Here is a 16,659-nt window from a genome sequence, read left to right on the forward strand (position 1 = left end):
GGCTCAGGTCAGCGATCAGCGCCCACTGCCGCAGTCGGTGGACGCGGACACGATCGAACGGTTGGTCGCTGAAGCTGAAGAAGGTATTCCTCCTGAAAAGCTACGTCGGCGTGGGCGTCCCGCAATCGGCGACGAAGCGGCAAGCACGTATTCAGTTCGGCTCCCCGACGACCTGTTGACCCTGGTCGATGAGCGTTCCGAGATCGACGGTGTGAAGAGGGGTGAGACGATCCGCCGCGCGCTAATTGAGTACCTGACGAAGTGACACCACCGCTCTTGATGCCGTCAAACTAGAGAACAAAACCGCAGCTAGCGAGGGGGACTGAACGGGAACGAGATGTAACGAAACCGGCAGTTCAGAAGCATAATTCCTGGTAGAGCGACGGGTTCGATTCCCGGCAGCTCCACTGAAGGGCCAGGTCGGTGGCCCATTTGCAGACTAGAACAGCCGTCACAGACCGAGGTATCGCGCCACGGCGTGTTCCACCTTGGCCATTGCGTCACGGTCCAGGTAGTCGACGGGATCGCCGTGCACATAGACGATGTCGATCGTCCGGATCTGGTCCACCAGGAACCGTGTCTTTGTTCCCATGATTTCCAGCTCTGGGCGGAAGACCGCGGGTTGGGCGCTTGTCGACGTCGGTACTACAGTTACGACACTCCACGGCATCGAGCCGGGACTGATGACCACGGCGTAGCGCCGCCCGCATTGCTCGTGCCCTCGCTTTGCATCGCCGAAGTCGACCCTGTAGACCGCTCCTCGAATCACCACGCGTCCGGTTCGGTGGAGATGTCCTCGTCTCGAAGCCGCTCAGCGTCGGTGCGAGCCTGCTTGATCCAAACTTCCCGTTCCAGCAGCTGCAGTGCCCGCCTGATGACGTCGCTCTTGCGCTCGCCGCTGCGCATCGCGGCCTTGATGATCTGTTCATCCTTTTCAGTAGGTCGGAAGCCGATGGTCGCGGGCATGAGTATGAAGATACGCCGATGTTGCACAATCGTTGAGCAATTGTTCAACAACCTATCGGGGACCCCGACGACGGCGTTCGCCGCCTCATTCCTTGTTGACGGCGTCAAGTCACATGGACCCTGACCGGTTCCCTCTTTTAGCGCGACGAGCTACGGATTGTGGTGCGGCGGTGCCTCATCACGCAGCCAGTCGTCGTTCGACGTCCGCCGCATCAGATCCTCGTCGGCGAACCTCTCCAAGTCCTCGGGCGTGACGTGCACCGGCTGCGGTTTCGGCGCGGCCGGTGGTCGGGGTTCGGGGTCCATGTCAGCCATTGTGCGGTATTGGGATCGGTAGCCAGGCACATCCTATGAACTGCCGGAGACACGCAAGCGAAGGCAAGCAGAGAGGACGACGACAGCTATGTCGTTTGTCAGCGTCGTGCCCGACATTATCGCTAAGGCGGCCGAAGAATTGGATCGTCTCGGCTCGACATTGAGCGCGGCCAATGGTGCGGCGGCTGCTGCCACGACCGGGATGCCTGCCGCGGCAGCTGATGAGGTATCGGCGGCTATCGCGACGCTACTGAACGCGCACGCGCAGGAATATCAATCGCTCAGCGCCCAAGCGGCGACGTATTACAACCAGTTCGTCAACCTGTTAAACGCCGGCGCGGGTTCGTATCTGAGCACCGAGATCGCCAATGCACATGCCGCCGCGTCCAGCGAAATCACCAAGTTCTACGGCGACGGCCCCCTGGGCATGCTGCTCAGCGCCCAAATGGAGTACATCGAGCTTCCGCTTGATCTCGTCGGCCCGGTGATCACCTCAACGAGCGCGCTCGGGCAGAGCGGGACGACGTTTGTCAATGCGGTGTTGGCGGCGAACCCGGACGCGGCCATGGCGGCACTCCGCGATGCTGGACCTAACGCCGGGAGCGCGTTCTTCTATGGCCGCAACACGGTGTCCGTACCGCTGCCGTCGAATATCTCGGGTGTATCGGTGGCGCTGAACATTCCGTTTGGCGGTGTCCTGGCTCCCCTGCAGCCCATGACGGTGACGGTGACGTTCGCCGGCGCCTTCGCGGACGTGGCGCCAGTTACCGTCCCGTTCCCAGTGGAGGTCGGCGGCATTGTTACCGAGCTGCAGGCCGATGGACCGTCAGTGGCCCTCGCACTGCTCCTTTTGCCTTTGTTTCTCTTATAGGTTCGCGCGGAATAAAAAGGCCGCAGTTCATAGTTGCGTTTGCCTATAGGTCGCCGAGGTCGCAGCTGGTGCTAGCGCAGGAGGTGCCATGACCACCGCCATCCTCCAGAGCCGCCTCGCGGCGGTGCGGAACGCCGGCCGATTCGATGCTGAAGTGGTGGGCGGCTTGGCCCGCTACATCGCCGAAGCGCCCGACGAGAAACTCTTCCGCATGAACCCATACCGCTACGCGGCGGAAGTCGGCATCGCTGAGCGCGACGCGGTTGACCTGTTCTTGCACGCCGCGCACGCCGGCGTCGTCGAATTCAGTTGGGGTGTCCTCTGCCCAGCCTGCGGAGCGTTCATCACGACCGACCATGCTCTGCGCGCACTGAACACGGAACGCGTTTGCGCGATCTGTGACATCCCCATCCCGCCGTCGATCGACGACAACGTCGAAGTCGCGTTTAGCGTCGCTCCCTCGACCAGGACGATCCGTTTCAATGCGTTCAATGCCCCGGAGAAGCTCGACTTTCTCCGCGACAGCCTCACGCTGTTCTTCTCGCCCAGCGTCGCAGACACCACCCACCTCGGCCGCTACCTGAACAACCCCGTGTGGTTCGGTACCGCTCCGGCGGGTGCGACGGTGGAGGCCGAAACCGAACTCGCGCCGGGGCGCTATGTGCTGGCGTTGCCGGAGTACCACGTGTTGCGGCGCTTCACCGTTGGCGAGGGCGTGGTCGGCTCGGCGATGAGCTACGAAGTCCTCGCTGGTGGCCAGCTCATTCAGGATGGCGAGCAGCTTGCGGCCGGCAAGGTGCGCATGACCCTGCGGAATCGGCTCGGGCGGTCAGTCGTGTTCGGCGCCTTCGCCGACCCGCGCCCGTCGTCGCCGGAGGCTCTCGCCGAAAAGACCGCAAAGTTGGCTTCGGGGTCGGGCCTGAACTTCCATCGCTTCTTTACGGTCAAGGAGTTGGTGACGACCCAGGTGTTTCGCGATCTCTTCCGCGCCGAGAGCATTCCTTCGCAGGGTGGTTTGGGGCTGAAGAACCTGACGGTGCTCTTCACCGATCTCAAAGGCTCGACCGAACTCTATTCGCGGATGGGTGATATGCGCGCATACAGCCTCGTCGGCGAGCATTTCGGCCTGTTACGCGAGGTGGTTGCCGCGCGCGGCGGCGCGGTGGTCAAGACCATCGGCGACGCGGTGATGGCGAGCTTCCCCACGCCGGCGCCGGCGCTCGAAGCGGCCATGGTGATGAACCGCGAGATCGCCAAGGTTGGCGATCTGGAGCTCAAGATCGGACTGCACGCCGGCCCCTGCATCGCGGTGGACCTGAACGAGCGCCTCGACTACTTCGGCCAGACGGTGAACATCGCGGCGCGCGTGCAGGGGATCGCCGACTCACGCCAGATCGTGTGCACCGACCCGGTGCGCGACGCGCCGGGCGCGGCTGAGGTGATAGCGGAGCTGAGCCTCGTCGGCGCGCGCGAGCTGGCGGCTCTCAAGGGGGTCGCCGATCAGGTGGGCGTCTGGCGGTATCAGTAGTTGTTGTATTCCGAGAAGACAACCGCGTTGCCTTCGCTATCGGTCGCGAGCAGAGTCAAGTAGTTTCCCTCATCGTCGGTTCCGCCCCTCGAATTGATCGACGGGATCACCGGAAAAGTCGAACCCATCGACTCGAGCTGGGCGCGTATCCCGGAGCGAATGGGGCTAACGAACGAAAGAATCGATGCCCGGACCGGCTAGCCCCAAATCCCGCAAAGTGCTCCGTGACTCGTCGGCGTCGGCATAAGCTCCGGCTACTCGGCGATCGGTAGGCAACTGAGCAAGTTGTCCTGATGTGGTGGGAGCGGCGCGGTGTCGTATGTTGTTGCGTTGCCCGAAATGATGTCCGGCGCGGCCTCGGACGTGGCTTCGATTGGTTCGCTGGTCGCAACGGCAAACCAGGGCGTGGCGGATGCCACCACGGGGATAGTGGCCGCTGCCGAGGACGAGGTGTCAGCGGCGATCGCTGCGTTGTTTTCCGCTCACGGCCAGGGCTATCAGGCTCTTAGCGCACAGGCGGCGGCTTTTCATGAGCGGTTTGTGCAGGCATTGAGCGGCGCGGGCGGGGCGTATGCCGCCGCTGAGGCGGCTAACGCTGCGCCGTTGGCGGCGTTTGAGCAGGCGTTGCTAGGTGTTCAGCAGCGAATTCAGCAGATCCCCACGACGCTGTCCCCCGGATTCGAATCTCTATTTTCGGTGCAAGGTTCTCCACTTTTGCGGCTGCTTGCCAGCGACGTCCCGCCGTTGTCGTGGGTTCTCGGCAACTCCCCGCCGCCGTTTTTGAATTTGCTGCTGGGCGAAACGGTCCAGTACACCACGTCTAACGGGATGAGTGTCGTGCAGATCACGCCGGCCCATCCAACCGGCGAATACGTGGTTGCCATTCACGGTGGCGCGTTTATCTTTCCGCCGTCAATCTTTCATTGGATCAATTACTCGGTGACGGCCTACCAGACCGGTGCGACCTTCGAAGTACCGATCTACCCGTTGGTGCAGCAAGGAGGTACCGCCAGCACGGTGGTACCGGCAATGGCCGGTCTTATCTCCTCGCAAATCGCTCAACACGGGGCGTCCAACGTCAGCGTGATCGGTGACTCCGCGGGCGGCAACCTCGCGCTAGCGGCCGCCCAATACATGGTGAGCCAGGGTGACCCGGTACCGGCGTCCATGGTGTTGCTGTCGCCGTGGCTAGACGTCGGGACCGAGGGGATCGGCAAGGTGTGGGCAGGTGGTCTGTCCGTCACCAACCCGATGGTGAGTCCGCTGTATGGGTCACTCACCGGACTTCCGCCGACGTATGTTTACTCGGGCTCGCTGGATCCGCTCGCACGACAAGCGGCTGTCCTCCAGCAAGCAGCCGTAGCTCAAGAGGCTCCGTTCAGGTTCGTGCTGAACAACTTCGGAATTCACGACTGGGTTCTGCTCACCCCGGAAGGTTTGCTCTACTGGCAGCAAATCGACCAGCAACTCGGCATCGCGGCCTGATTGCTGTCCGACTGCTTGACAAGCCGCGCCGCCGGATCGAGCATCGTGGCGGAACGACCACCTGTGGGATCCGTGAAACGCGCGGTGGGGAATCACGTGAACGTCGACAGCTTGCCTAGCAGCTGGGCCTTCGGTGACCAAATGCGAAAGGCTATTGCCGTTGGAAGTGTCTTGCTTGCGCTCGTCGCGGCATCCTCGTGTGGTCAAGCGGCACACCCAGCAGTAAGTGACGGCGCGCGGGTAACGCCGGCGCCGGCTGCGGCTCCGACGCCTGATTTCACAACAGTCTCCAAGCCGCCCGATGCAGCTACCCCACCCGGCTTCGCAGCGGTGTCGAAGCTGATCAACGATGCGATTGCGGCGGAGAAGCTGCCAGGCGCGGTTGTTGTGGTCGGGCACGGCGGCAATGTCGTCTTCCATCAGGCTTACGGCGTGCGCAGGCTCGCGAGCGAACCCGGGTTAGATGGATTGCCCGCACCTGCGGAGCCGATGACCGAGGACACGATCTTCGACCTGGCGTCGTTGACGAAAACCCTCGCAACGGCGACTGCCGTCATGCAGCTCTACGAACAAGGCAAGGTTCGGTTCGACGATCCTGTGCAGCACTATCTGCCGGATTTCAACATGGCGAACGATCCACGGCGTGCCAAGGTAACGGTTCGCATGTTGCTCACGCACACTTCGGGCGAGACGGGCGACGTCGAACTCAAAGATCCGTGGGGACTTGAGCGGCCCGATAGGGACCAAGGTATTCGTCGTGCGCTCACGACGCCGCTGGAGTCCGGTCCCGGTGAGGTTTTCCGCTACTCCGACATCAACTTCATTCTGCTGGGTGTGCTGATCGAGAGGGTCACCGGCGAGCCGCTAGACGCCCACGTTTCCGAGCACGTATTCGCGCCGCTTGGCATGGACGACACCCGCTACCTTCCCCCAGCCAAAGCTTGTGGGCCGCACACGATTAGGGGCGCGGCAATTGGGTGGGCTCCCACGCCGACACGCGGACCGGCCGATTGCCCCGCAGGTACCTGGAGCACCGATCTCTTGCCGCGCATCGCCCCGACGGCACGGGACGAAGAGAGCAGAGCCGATCCGGGTAAGAATCCCGATCTTGATTACCTACTTCGGGGCACCGTGAATGACACGACCGCGCGGCGCATGGGCGGCGTGGCTGGGCATGCCGGCGTGTTCTCGACGGCACACGATGTCGGCATCTTTGCGCAGGCCTTGCTTGATCGGCTTGCCGGACGCCCAAGCCAATTCCCGTTGCTACAAGCAACTTTGGAGTTGATGACGAGTCCGCAGCAGCCCGGCCATACAGCTCAACAAGTCCAAGCAGCGAACGATGCGGCTCGGGAAGCCGTCGCAAAGAGACCGAATACCAGGGATCCGCTACTCGCTCCGCGCTATCCGGCAATTGCGGGCCAGAACCTGCGTGGCTTCGGCTGGGACATCGATACGGGTCAATCCACAACCCGGGGAATGGTCTTTCCCATCGGTAGCTTCGGCCACACCGGCTTCACCGGAACCTCGATTTGGATGGACCCAGGCTCGGATACCTACCTAGTCCTGCTTTCGAACTCGATCCATACGCGAGGCAGTCCACCGATGTCGGATCTGCGAGGTGAGGTTGCCACGACAACCGCCCGGGCCCTTGGTCTTTAGCAGGTGCTCAAACCCGCTCGAAGTGCTGGTAGTCGATGGGAGTCGTCCAGGAGCCACCCCACCGCCAGCCACGATCCGTGAAGATGTTCACGGCCGGGTCGCCGCTGTGGAGGAGTCCGGGGTCGGTGCGGCTGCGATCCAGGTAGGCCGCGGCGTTGTGCGGTTCGAAATACCCGCGGGCGTAGAGGCACGGGTTGATCAACGGGTTGAGGTCGATAGCCCGACCGGCGGCGTGCGGAGACCATTCATTGGTTCCTGGGACGACTCGGCAGTTGAACGCCGAAGTGTTGTTGTCCTCCATCGATAACTCATCATCAGCGTCGGGGTAGCGGTCGACGGTACGGATCTTCTCGACGGGATAGCCCAGGCGGTAAAGCTGCTCGAAGATCGCGATGACCTCCGGCGCCAGGTCTTCATGCACGATCAGCTCGCCGCGGTGGGTCTGGCCGTCGAAACCGATGTGATCGACGTCGACCCGTCGCAGTTGCCCGGGTTCGACGGGACAACCCGGCCGCCAGGTCGTGCCGAGTTCGGCGGCGGTGACCGGCCGCACGGTCGCACCGGCAGGTCCGGGGGGCGCGCTGGCCGGAGGCGATGCGGTGGCCGGCGATGACGGCTTAGCAGACAGTGATGGTGCGGTGGCAGGAGGTGGCGGCGCGGCGGTGCACTGCATCAGCACGACGACCGTGGCGAGCAGTTGCGCCAGCAGGGCACCTCGCCGCTTGAAGGGCGTCACAATCTTCAGCGGCCGGTGAACATCGGGGCGCGGCGCTGGGCCGCTGCCGTCACGCCCTCGCGGAAGTCGGCGGTCGCCTGCAGCCGGATTTGTTCTTCGAGCTCGTGGGCGGTGGCCGCGGCGAACGCCTCGGCGAGTCCGGCGCGCATGGTGGCACGAATGCTGGTCAGTGCCAAGGGAGCCGAGGCGGCGATACGCTGGGCGAACCGAATCGCTGCCGGGCGCACGTCGCCTTCGGCGGCTAACTCGTCGAATAGCCCTGCTGTGTAGCCGATTTCATCGCCGAACCGCTCGCCGGTGAGCATCCACTCAAGTGCTTTTTGCTGGCCGACGACACGGGGTAGCGTGGCGGTGATCCCGAAGCCGGGATGAAACCCGAGCCTGCTGAAGTTGGCCGCGAACTTCGTGGACGGTGCAGCCACTCGGAAGTCCGCGCTGAGGGCAAGCCCGAGTCCGCCGCCGATCGCGGCACCGTGCACCGCGGCGACAACCGGCTTGCTGGTCCGGAACAACCGGATCGCTTGCGCGTAAAGCTCTTTGGGCGATCCGCGATTCGTGGCGGGCTGGGAGAAGTCGGCGCCGGCGCAGAAGTGTTTGCCCTCCGCGCACAGCACGATCGCCCGGCAGCCGACCTCGTCGTCGAGCCGCTCATAGGCGTCGGCGATGTTTGCGATCAAGGCGGTATCGAAGTAATTGTTCGGGGGTCGGTGAATCTCCACAATGGCTACGTGGCCGTCGAATTCGACGGTGACGTCCGCGGTGGTCATGCCTGTTCCAGCAGTTCGCGCACGGCGGCATTGAATGCCTCGGGCTGGTCCATATTCGCGGCATGCCCCGCGTTGTCGAGGACAACCTTGCGGGAATTGGGGATCTTGCGGTGCATGTAGTCGGCCCCGGCGTGAAAGTCGGTGTCGTCGGCGCCGACAACCACCAACGTGGGCACGGTGATGCTGTCGAGCGAGGTGATCACGCGGGCATCCTTTTGGGCCATGACGCCGCGGGCGGCGCGGGGCAGCCCCTCGGGATGTTCATGCACCGCCTGCGCGAGTTCTGCCGACATGTCGCGCGGTACTTCGCCCCGCTCAAGTTGTTGGGCGCGTCGTTCCACCCATGCGTTCCACTTGCCGCGGGCTTCGTCGTTGCGGTAGCCAGGTCCCGTGTCGACCAGCACCAGCGCGGCCACCCGCTGCGGATGGACGAGGTGGAAGGCCAGGGAAAGGTAGCCGCCCAAGGACATTCCGCCGAGCACGGCCCGATCGGCACCCACGGTGTCGAGAATAGCCGCCATGTCGGCGACAGCGATCTGCTCGCTGTAGCGGTCCATGTCGTCGGGTGCGTCGCTGGCGCCGTGGCCGCGCATGTCCCAGACGATCACCGGACGGTCGGCGCTCAAGGCATCGATGTTGCGGTCCCACATGCCCGCGGTGGCGCCGAAGCCGTGGGTGAGCAATAGTGGCACGCCCGGGGCCTTCGGGTTGTGCAGGTGGTAGGCCAGCGTGACCCCGTCGTCGCGCCGCAGCCGGTTCACTGCACCACCTCGGATCCGGATTGGATGGCGGGGTAGAGGGCGTCGGCACCGCGAGCCACCAAGGCGGTGCCGATCCGGTTCGCCCAGCGATGATGTCCTCCGGCCTCGTCTCGCCAGGCCCAGAGTCGACGGGTCAGATACTGCAATGGATACTCCTTCGTCATACCGATAGCGCCGTGCGTCTGATGGGCGGCCGCGGTCACCAGCTGCGCGGCCCGGTCGGCAAGCATTTTGGCGCAAGCGATTTCGAAGCTACCCCGGCCTGCTTCGACCGCTTCGACCGCACCGTCGATAGCCGATGCGACGACGGCGGCCTGCTGGTGGATGGTGACTAAGTGGGCTTGCACGGCCTGGAAACGGCCGATGGGGCGCCCGAATTGCTCACGTTCGCCGCTGTAGCGCAGTGTCATCGCGGCGACGGCGCCTATCGCGCCGGCCATCAGCGCCGCACGCCCCAAAGCGATGCGCTCCCACAGCGTTTGTTCGCTGACGTGGTCGGATGCGTCGGCGCGCGCGGTGATCGGCACACCGTCGAAAGTCACTGTGTCCCTTGGCTCGTCGGCGAGGTTGACTCCGCGGCTGACGGCCGGGCCGCCTGGTGCGGCCGGTCCGGGCGCGAGCACCACGACGCCGTCGACGAGTCCGATGACATGCTCGGCCTGGTGACCCCACGCCACGGCGGGCGCCTCTCCGAGCAGCAGATCGCCATCGAGACGCAGCGTGGTGGCCGGCGGCAGTACCGTACGAACGCCCTCGGGCAGCGCCAGACCTGCGGACGCCAGTAGCCAACCGCCGACCAGTCCGGCTTCGGCCAGGGGCACCGGCGCCGCGTGTGCGCCCGCGGCACACAGCAACTGGACCGCATCGGCGACGCTGCCGCCGGCTCCGCCCAGCACCTCGGGAACAGGGACATCGCTGAATCCGCTCTCTTGCAACGCATTCCACAGGTCAGACCAATCGCTGTGTGCGGCAAAGAGTTTGGCGGCCGCGCCATACAGTTCGGTTTGACTCATGACAGACCTTTGGCCGCGACGGAGCGCAGGATCTCGTTGGTGCCGCCCCGGATGGTGAACGACGGCGCGTCCAACGTGGCGCGGCGCAGCAAGCGTTCAAACAGCGACGGCGTCTGATCCAGGGGGTAGACGAGCTCGCGGTCCAACAACTGCCTCAGCGAGCTCACGACGTCCTGTTCGAACCGAGTGCCCATCTCCTTGATGAGTGCGGCCTCGGCCGCAGGCGTGCGGCCCGCGTCGATCGCCCTGGCCACGGCCAGTGAAAGCCGGCGCAACACCCAGTACTGGGCCGCGAGTTCGCCGATCAGCCGAGTCCCTTCGGGGCTGGAGGCCAGGTCCGGGTGCTCGCGGATGAATTCCTGAACGAGCAGGAACGTCGAGATCCACCGGTCGGGGCCGCTGCGCTCGAAGGCCAGTTCGGCGGCGTTTTGCGTCCAACCCTGCCCGATTTCGCCGATCACCCTCTCGTCGGGCACCTGCACACCGTCGAGGACCACCTCGGCGAAGTGGTCGGTGCTGCCGTCCAGGTAGGGGATTGGCTTGACCGTTACGCCTGGGCTGCGCATGTCGATCAGAAATCGGCTCAGCCCCCGATGGCGTTCGCCCTCGCCGGTGCGGCACAGCGCGATCATGAAGTCGGCGCGCATGGCGTTGCTCGTCCAGACCTTGACGCCCGACACCCGCCAGCCATCGGCGTCGCGCACACCGCGCGTGCGCACCGACGCAAGGTCACTGCCGGCGTCTGGCTCACTCATGCCGATGCAAAAACACAACTCGCCCTTACAGATTCGCGGCAACAGCCAGCGCTTCTGGTCTTCGGTGCCGTAGCGCAGGAGCACCTGGGCGATCTGTCGGTCGGCCACCCAGTGGTGCCCCACTGGGGCGCCCCAGCGCAGCAGCTCCTCGACGACGACAAAGCGGTCGACCGCGGTGGCGTCGCGGCCGCCATAGCGCGTCGGAACCGCCATGCCGATCCAGCCACGCTCGGCCAACGCGGCGGAGAACTGCGGATTGACCTCGGCGGCCATCCCGAGGCCGGGCTCGAATGTCCCCCAGGGCAGTGTTTCGGCAAGGAATGCGCGAACCCGCTGCCGCAATTCCAGCTCCGCGGCGGTGAGCGTGGCAGGCGAGGCGGCCATACGTTCTCCCTATGCCACGCCACTGCCGTTTGGCAAGGCCGGCGCGGGGGCACAGCGGCTTCGTCGTTGCGGCCCGGCGGATGCAACCCCCGCCGGAACCGGTTGCTCCGCGAAGAGGGCCGCAGCGATGCGCCGCTTTCCTTCAGCTACGAGTTCGATTGCGGACCGATCCGCAGCAGCTGATACCGAATCGCGACGCCGACGCCCGACGACGGCGGGGTAAGCGCGAGCCCTCCTACTGACCCGCCTTGCGGGCCAGATCGATGGCGAACTGATTGACGAAGGTGCCCGCCGGCGGATCACCTTTGTCGCATGTTCCATCGGATTCACCGGGACGTTTGATCCACAAGTAGGCGTCGGCATGTGCGCCCCCGGTGGCCGTGGTGGGCGGAGTGCCCAGTGCTCGGCCACTGGGATTGCACCAGTTGAGCGCGGAGTCGGGCGCGGGTCCGACGCCGTTGCGTGAGGTGTCGATCACATAGTGCGAACCATTCGTGAGCCCCGAAATCGCCTCGCCGTAACCGATTTCGTCCTCGGTGGTGAAGAAGTTCGCAGTGTTGAGGCTGAAACCCCGTGCGCGCGCAACGCCGGCCTGATTGAGCCTGGCGGCCATGTCCTCGGCGCTGTGCCAACGCACGTGACCACCGTCGACGTATACGGCCGCGGCCGGATCGTGGGTCAGCGTCTCGACGGCGTAGCGAATCAAGTCGTACCGTTCCTGGCGCTGGTCAGCCGACAGGCAGTCGGCCATCGCGAGCGCATCGGGTTCGACGACGACCGCCGCTGGCGAAGAGCCCAGGTCGGCGGCGATGCCGTCGATCCAGCTTCGGTATTCCGCGGCCGACCCGAACCCTCCCGCGGCGAAGCTGCCGCAGTCGCGGTGCGGGATTCCGTAGAGCGTGAACACCGGCAAGGCGCCAGCAGCCGCCGCGTCGCCGGCGTACTTCGCGACCGTAGCTGCCGACGAGCCCGGGACGATCCAGTACGCCTGCGGCGTGTTGGCGATGGCGCTCAACTCCGCACTCGGCGGATCGGCATGCTGCGCGGCGCGCATCGCCGCTGAGTTGGGATTGACGTAGAAGGGCATGCCGGCCAACGGGTTAGCGTCACCGGCCAAGCGCACCTCCGGGGCGGGACCGACTCGCGCCGGGTCGGCAACAAAACCCAGGCCGACAACGGTTGCAACCGTGAGGAAAGGGGCGATCCACCGCGAGACTGCACCAGCAGCTGAGAACATCACCCCAGGAAATTAGCGTCCCGGGGCATTGAGCGCCAATCGGCGACGGCAAGTCATGGCGCGGTTGGCGATCGGGTCGCCTAGCAGGAAGACAAGCTTACGCAGCCGCCTGCAGGGTGATTTCGGAGATTTCCGTCCGGCTCTCACCGTCGGTGGTGCCCAACGTGGAGATCCACACCAGCACATTGGAGGTCTTGGTCCCGTTATGCACCGCGATGCGGTTGCGCCCCGGCTGCAGTGACGTGGGTGGGGTCAGCTCGCTGGTATCGGACAATTTGGCGGGGGTTTCGGTGGGCGATGAGCGGATCTGCACCTGGGTGCCTGTGCTGGGCACGTCAAGCGACACGGCGCTCAGCGCGGTCGGTTCGGACAGGTGCAGCAACAGACCCATGCCTTGGATGAATTTCGGGAACGGGACGGCGTCCTTATAGGTAACGGTGGACCAGCCCGTGTTTGGGTTGCCGTCGATTGCCAACTTGGCGTCCTGCGGATTGTCGGGGGCACCGTCGGGTGAAAACACGGTTGCGCTCACCGGCTTGACGATTGGTCCGGGGCGGGTCTGGTGTCCGAAGCCGTCGGTGAACCACAAAACCGCAGCCGCGGTCAACGCGATCACACCTACGGCGCCGACGAGTGCCGCGATGAGGACCTTTCTGCCTTTCGGTGCCTTGTCTCGCGGCGATTTGGTGCGGGCCCGACGCCGGCGGCGTTTCGGACGAGCTCCTGCCGAGAGGTTGACGATTTTTTCGGCATCGAGGGTGTTGCCGTCCCAGAAGCCGCTGACCTCGACCTCGTCCCCGTCTGAGAGCTGACCCGCGACGAGATCAGTTTGGATCTCGACCGGGACGTCGGTGCGCCGGTCGTCTAGTGGTTCGTAGGGGATCAACTGGAACGACAAGGTTCCGACCTGATCTTGAGCACCGATCGCGCTTAGCTGTACGCCGCGTGCTGTCCCGTGAACGACCACACGCTCGAGACGCTGCGTGGATGGACGTTCGCGTGAACTGCGGTTCTCGGCGGGGCCGGGACCCTGCTGGGTGAGCGCTCGGGCAAAGTCGACGCAATTCGGGTACCGCTCGCTCGGATCTTTGGCCAGCGCCCTTGCCAGTACTGCGTCCAGGTGCGCGAGATCGGGTCGACGCTGTGATATCCGCGGTGGTGGCGTACTGAGATGGTTGCTGAGTACGACGGCGCGATTTGAGTCTTGAAAGGGTGGCGCGCCGGTTAGTAGGTGAAAGGTCGTGGCGGCCAACGCATATTGATCTCCTCGACCGTCAAGCGACTTGCCCAAAAGTTGCTCGGGGGCTACGTAGCTGATGGTTCCGATGGCGACGTTGGCCTCAGTGAGGTTACTGACGTCATCGATTCTGCGAGCGATGCCGAAGTCGGTTAGCAACACTCTGCGGCGGTGGCCATCGGCCGCGGTCACGAGGATGTTCTCGGGCTTGACGTCACGATGGAGTAGACGGCGTTCATGACCGAAGTCGAGCGCGTCAGCGACCGCTGTCACGATTTCTGCGACATCTTCTTCCGGCATGCCGCGCGGGTAGCGCTCCCGAACCAATCGACCTGCGTCTGCACCGTCCACGTACTCCATCGAGATCCACAGCCGGCCGTTGAACTCGCCACGATCGAGAACGCCGACGATGTGTGGATGCCACAGCGTCGCGGCCAATTCTGCTTCGCGCTCGAATCTCGCGCGAAACTCCTGGTCGCCCGTTGAGGCCACTGACAAGACCTTCAGCGCGTCGTGACGGGGCAGACGTGGATGTTGGGCGAGGTATACCTCGCCCATGCCACCGGTGCCGAGCAAGCGCTGAATCACGTAGCCAGCGAAGACCTCGCCGTTTTTGAACGGCATGCCCGAAAGCCTACAAACCGGCATGGCGGGGGAGCGAATCCCGCTGGTGAGAAGTGGAACCGTTGCAAACCGCCACGCGACCCCTAGGCGTGGGCATAAGCTCCGGCTACCCGGCGATCAGTATCGGTTGGGCAACCTTCGGAGTTGCCCTGAGATGGCGGGAGCGGTGCGGTGTCGTATGTCGTTGCGTTGCCCGAGACGATGTCCGCGGCGGCCACGGACGTGGCCTCGATTGGTTCGGCGGTCGCAACGGCAAACCAGGACGTGGCGGCTGCCACCACCGGGTTATTAGCCGCAGCCGAGGACGAGGTGTCCGCGGCCATTGCGGCCTTGTTTTCCGCCCACGGCCAGGGCTATCAAGCGCTTAGCGCACAGGCGACGGCCTTTCATGAGCGGTTTGTGCAGGCATTGACGCGCGCGGGCCCGGTGTATGTCGCCGCCGAGGCGGCCAACGCTTCGCGTTGGGAGGCCGTTGGCCTCGTCCAGCGGGGATTCACCCGGGTGGCCAACTCACTGGCAAACAGGCTGGACGCCGGCGCGATGTGGCCGGTAAGACGCCTACTCGATTTGTCCGGGCTCCAAACTCAACTCGCGGCGCCAAGTAATCCACTTTCGCCGTTGATGGCCGAAGCCACCTTGCCGGCAAACTACTGGGATTATTGGACGGGTGACGCCCCGACACCGTGGTTAACGTGGCCACTCGGACTAACGGTCGAGTACACCACGTATGACGGGATGCGCGTGGTACAGATCACCCCGCCTCATCCAAGCGGCGAATACGTGGTTGCGATTCACGGCGGCGGGTTTATCCTTCCGCCTTCGATCTTCCACTGGATCCATTACTCACTGATGTCCTCCCAAACCGGCGCGACCATGGAAGTGCCGATTTACCCGTTGGTGTGGCAAGGAGGTACCGCCAGCACGGTTGTACCCACAACGGCTGGCCTCATCTCCTCGCTAATCGCTCAACACGGGGCCTCCAACGTCAGCGTGACCGGCGACTCCGCGGGCGGCAACATCGCACTAGCTGCCGTCCAATACATGGTGAGCCAGGGTGACCCCGTACCGTCGCGCATGGTCTTGGTGTCCCCGTGGCTAGACGTAGGGTCTCCGTATCGAGACGCTTGGACTCTGCAGATCGCCAACATGTGGGCAGGCAATCTGCCTATGAACGATCCTGTGGTGAGTCCGCTGTATGGGTCACTTGCCGGACTTCCGCCGACGTATGTGTACTCGGGCTCATGGGATCCACTCGTGGCCCAGGCGTTTGACCTCCAGCAAGCAGCCAGAGCCCAAGGGGCCCCGTTCAACTTCGAACTGGCCTACTTCCAAATACACGACTGGGTTCTGTTCACTCCGGGCGGTTTGCTGTATTGGCCGCAGATCAACCAGCAGCTCGGTATCGCGGCCTGATGCGCTGAGCGCTGTCCAGTCCTGCGCGTGTGAAACGAATGCTGGCCGCCCGGCGATAACAGGAACGTAACGGGTTGATACCGCCTTCGTATGGCAGGGGGGAGCGGATGCAGACCAAGGTAATCGTGGCGGCCGTCGCCGTGAGCGGCTCACTCTCGCTGGTCGCCGCATTGGCTCCGTCGTCTGCGGTGCAGGCCACCGCGGATACGGCGATAAGCCGGACCACCGGCGCCACGACCGACCACAACCCCCTCAGCGGTTACGAGGGCTATTGCACCTGGGGCGCCCAAGAACAGATACACATCCACACCGGCTACTACGTGAGAGCGCTCACTGGGAACGCCGAAGACTGGGCTAACCAAGCCAAGGCGGCCGGCTGGACGGTGGTCGGCGAGGCCCAGCCCCGCTCAATTGCCGTCTACAGCAGCTCGCTCGTCGGGGGTGTCGGACACGTCGCGTGGGTCGACGCTGTCGACGGCGGGGACGTAGCGATCACTGAAATGAACTTCGGCCCTGGGGCCACCGCGGCCAACGGATACCGCACCGCAGGCTTCCACCAGTTCGACACACGCACCGTAAAAGATGTCCCGGGCGTGAGCTACATCTTGATCCCCTGAGCTGTCTGACCGGTTGAGGTGAGGGGCGTGTCCCCGCCAAACGGGCTAGGCTTCACGGCTCAGCGCCGACGGAAACGGGGGGTCATTGTGGCTGCGGAGTTGGATGCCGATCTCGTCGCGTTGCACGTTGGGAGCAATCATGTGCTCAATGCGGTTGGTGAGGCCGCTGTGGACTTCGTCGGTCATGAGGATGGGCTGGCCGAGGCGACGTCTAGTTGGGTGGGGTCTTCGCAGCTGGCGTTGGCCGAGCTTGCGGCGCGGTGGGAGGCTCGCCACTCCCAGCACAAG

General features: G+C 64.4%; 18 protein-coding genes and 1 pseudogene. 9 read left to right on the top strand and 10 right to left on the bottom strand.

All coding sequences use genetic code 11. The features are described from left to right. Nucleotides 1-265 (top strand): ribbon-helix-helix protein, CopG family (locus MSIMFI_RS26935; RefSeq protein WP_191499974.1); only part of this gene is annotated, 265 nt, incomplete at its 5' end. A gap of 186 nt (nt 266-451) precedes the next feature. Here the strand turns inward: MSIMFI_RS26935 and pemK are convergent. Continuing rightward, a complete protein-coding gene (gene pemK, locus MSIMFI_RS26940) occupies nt 452-772 on the bottom strand; it encodes a type II toxin-antitoxin system toxin endoribonuclease PemK (RefSeq protein ID WP_191499975.1) in 321 nt (106 codons plus the stop codon). Here pemK and MSIMFI_RS26945 point away from each other — a divergent pair. Then, nucleotides 716-1,078, top strand: a pseudogene (locus MSIMFI_RS26945) (hypothetical protein); the annotation flags it as partial. The gene pemK and the pseudogene MSIMFI_RS26945 overlap by 57 nt on opposite strands. Before the next feature lie 38 nt (nt 1,079-1,116). Here the strand turns inward: MSIMFI_RS26945 and MSIMFI_RS26950 are convergent. After that, nucleotides 1,117-1,272 carry a hypothetical protein gene (locus tag MSIMFI_RS26950; RefSeq protein WP_191499976.1) on the bottom strand — a complete coding sequence of 52 codons (156 nt, stop codon included), beginning with the start codon at nt 1,270-1,272 and terminating at the stop codon, nt 1,117-1,119. 97 nt (nt 1,273-1,369) lie between these two features. Between MSIMFI_RS26950 and MSIMFI_RS29920 the strand changes: the two genes are divergently transcribed. Both MSIMFI_RS29920 and MSIMFI_RS26960 read left to right on the top strand, forming a co-directional pair. Continuing rightward, nucleotides 1,370-2,152, top strand: coding sequence for a PE family protein (locus MSIMFI_RS29920; RefSeq protein WP_191499977.1), 783 nt, complete (start codon nt 1,370-1,372; stop codon nt 2,150-2,152). 88 nt (nt 2,153-2,240) lie between these two features. Continuing rightward, complete coding sequence (locus MSIMFI_RS26960) at nt 2,241-3,680, top strand: adenylate/guanylate cyclase domain-containing protein (RefSeq protein ID WP_191499978.1); 1,440 nt, start codon at nt 2,241-2,243, stop codon at nt 3,678-3,680. On the opposite strand, the gene MSIMFI_RS29145 is transcribed toward MSIMFI_RS26960, so the two are convergent. Beyond that, complete coding sequence (locus MSIMFI_RS29145; RefSeq protein ID WP_263597460.1) at nt 3,674-3,808, bottom strand: hypothetical protein; 135 nt, start codon at nt 3,806-3,808, stop codon at nt 3,674-3,676. The genes MSIMFI_RS26960 and MSIMFI_RS29145 overlap by 7 nt on opposite strands. A gap of 184 nt (nt 3,809-3,992) precedes the next feature. Between MSIMFI_RS29145 and lipY (MSIMFI_RS26965) the strand changes: the two genes are divergently transcribed. Both lipY (MSIMFI_RS26965) and MSIMFI_RS26970 read left to right on the top strand, forming a co-directional pair. Beyond that, a complete protein-coding gene (gene lipY, locus MSIMFI_RS26965) occupies nt 3,993-5,165 on the top strand; it encodes a triacylglycerol lipase LipY (RefSeq protein ID WP_191499979.1) in 1,173 nt (390 codons plus the stop codon). Nucleotides 5,166-5,306: 141 nt separating this feature from the next. Beyond that, nucleotides 5,307-6,827 carry a serine hydrolase domain-containing protein gene (locus MSIMFI_RS26970; RefSeq protein ID WP_191499980.1) on the top strand — a complete coding sequence of 507 codons (1,521 nt, stop codon included), beginning with the start codon at nt 5,307-5,309 and terminating at the stop codon, nt 6,825-6,827. Between the two features lie 7 nt (nt 6,828-6,834). Here the strand turns inward: MSIMFI_RS26970 and MSIMFI_RS26975 are convergent, their stop codons facing one another. The 7 genes from MSIMFI_RS26975 to MSIMFI_RS27005 all read right to left on the bottom strand — a co-directional run bounded on the left by MSIMFI_RS26975 (nt 6,835) and on the right by MSIMFI_RS27005 (nt 14,341). Then, complete coding sequence (locus MSIMFI_RS26975) at nt 6,835-7,500, bottom strand: M15 family metallopeptidase (RefSeq protein ID WP_191499990.1); 666 nt, start codon at nt 7,498-7,500, stop codon at nt 6,835-6,837. 68 nt (nt 7,501-7,568) lie between these two features. Further along, the gene (locus MSIMFI_RS26980; protein WP_191499981.1) at nt 7,569-8,330 is read right to left on the bottom strand and encodes an enoyl-CoA hydratase/isomerase family protein; all 762 of its coding nucleotides are present in this window, start codon (nt 8,328-8,330) and stop codon (nt 7,569-7,571) included. After that, nucleotides 8,327-9,091 carry an alpha/beta fold hydrolase gene (locus MSIMFI_RS26985; protein ID WP_191499982.1) on the bottom strand — a complete coding sequence of 255 codons (765 nt, stop codon included), beginning with the start codon at nt 9,089-9,091 and terminating at the stop codon, nt 8,327-8,329. Before MSIMFI_RS26985 ends, MSIMFI_RS26980 begins: the two co-directional genes overlap by 4 nt. After that, on the bottom strand, nt 9,088-10,104 hold the full coding sequence (locus MSIMFI_RS26990; RefSeq protein ID WP_191499983.1) for an acyl-CoA dehydrogenase: 1,017 nt from the start codon (nt 10,102-10,104) through the stop codon (nt 9,088-9,090). The genes MSIMFI_RS26985 and MSIMFI_RS26990 overlap by 4 nt, the downstream gene beginning before the upstream one ends. Beyond that, complete coding sequence (locus MSIMFI_RS26995; protein ID WP_191499984.1) at nt 10,101-11,243, bottom strand: acyl-CoA dehydrogenase family protein; 1,143 nt, start codon at nt 11,241-11,243, stop codon at nt 10,101-10,103. The genes MSIMFI_RS26990 and MSIMFI_RS26995 overlap by 4 nt, the downstream gene beginning before the upstream one ends. Nucleotides 11,244-11,478: 235 nt before the next feature. Further along, nucleotides 11,479-12,483 (bottom strand): glycoside hydrolase family 6 protein, encoded by a 1,005-nt coding sequence (locus tag MSIMFI_RS27000; RefSeq protein ID WP_191499985.1) that lies wholly within the window; start codon nt 12,481-12,483, stop codon nt 11,479-11,481. A gap of 94 nt (nt 12,484-12,577) precedes the next feature. Beyond that, nucleotides 12,578-14,341, bottom strand: a complete 1,764-nt coding sequence (locus MSIMFI_RS27005; RefSeq protein ID WP_191499986.1) for a serine/threonine-protein kinase — start codon at nt 14,339-14,341, stop codon at nt 12,578-12,580. Nucleotides 14,342-14,512: 171 nt separating this feature from the next. Between MSIMFI_RS27005 and lipY (MSIMFI_RS27010) the strand changes: the two genes are divergently transcribed. The 3 genes from lipY (MSIMFI_RS27010) to MSIMFI_RS28800 form a co-directional block, all read left to right on the top strand. After that, nucleotides 14,513-15,754, top strand: a complete 1,242-nt coding sequence (gene lipY / locus MSIMFI_RS27010) for a triacylglycerol lipase LipY (protein WP_191499987.1) — start codon at nt 14,513-14,515, stop codon at nt 15,752-15,754. Nucleotides 15,755-15,861: 107 nt separating this feature from the next. Beyond that, nucleotides 15,862-16,371, top strand: coding sequence for a CHAP domain-containing protein (locus MSIMFI_RS27015; RefSeq protein WP_191499988.1), 510 nt, complete (start codon nt 15,862-15,864; stop codon nt 16,369-16,371). A gap of 87 nt (nt 16,372-16,458) precedes the next feature. After that, nucleotides 16,459-16,659: RNA 2'-phosphotransferase (locus MSIMFI_RS28800; protein WP_224770486.1), on the top strand; the 201-nt coding region annotated here is incomplete at its 3' end.

This window comes from Mycobacterium simulans, assembly GCF_900232995.1.
GTDB lineage: Bacteria > Actinomycetota > Actinomycetes > Mycobacteriales > Mycobacteriaceae > Mycobacterium > Mycobacterium simulans.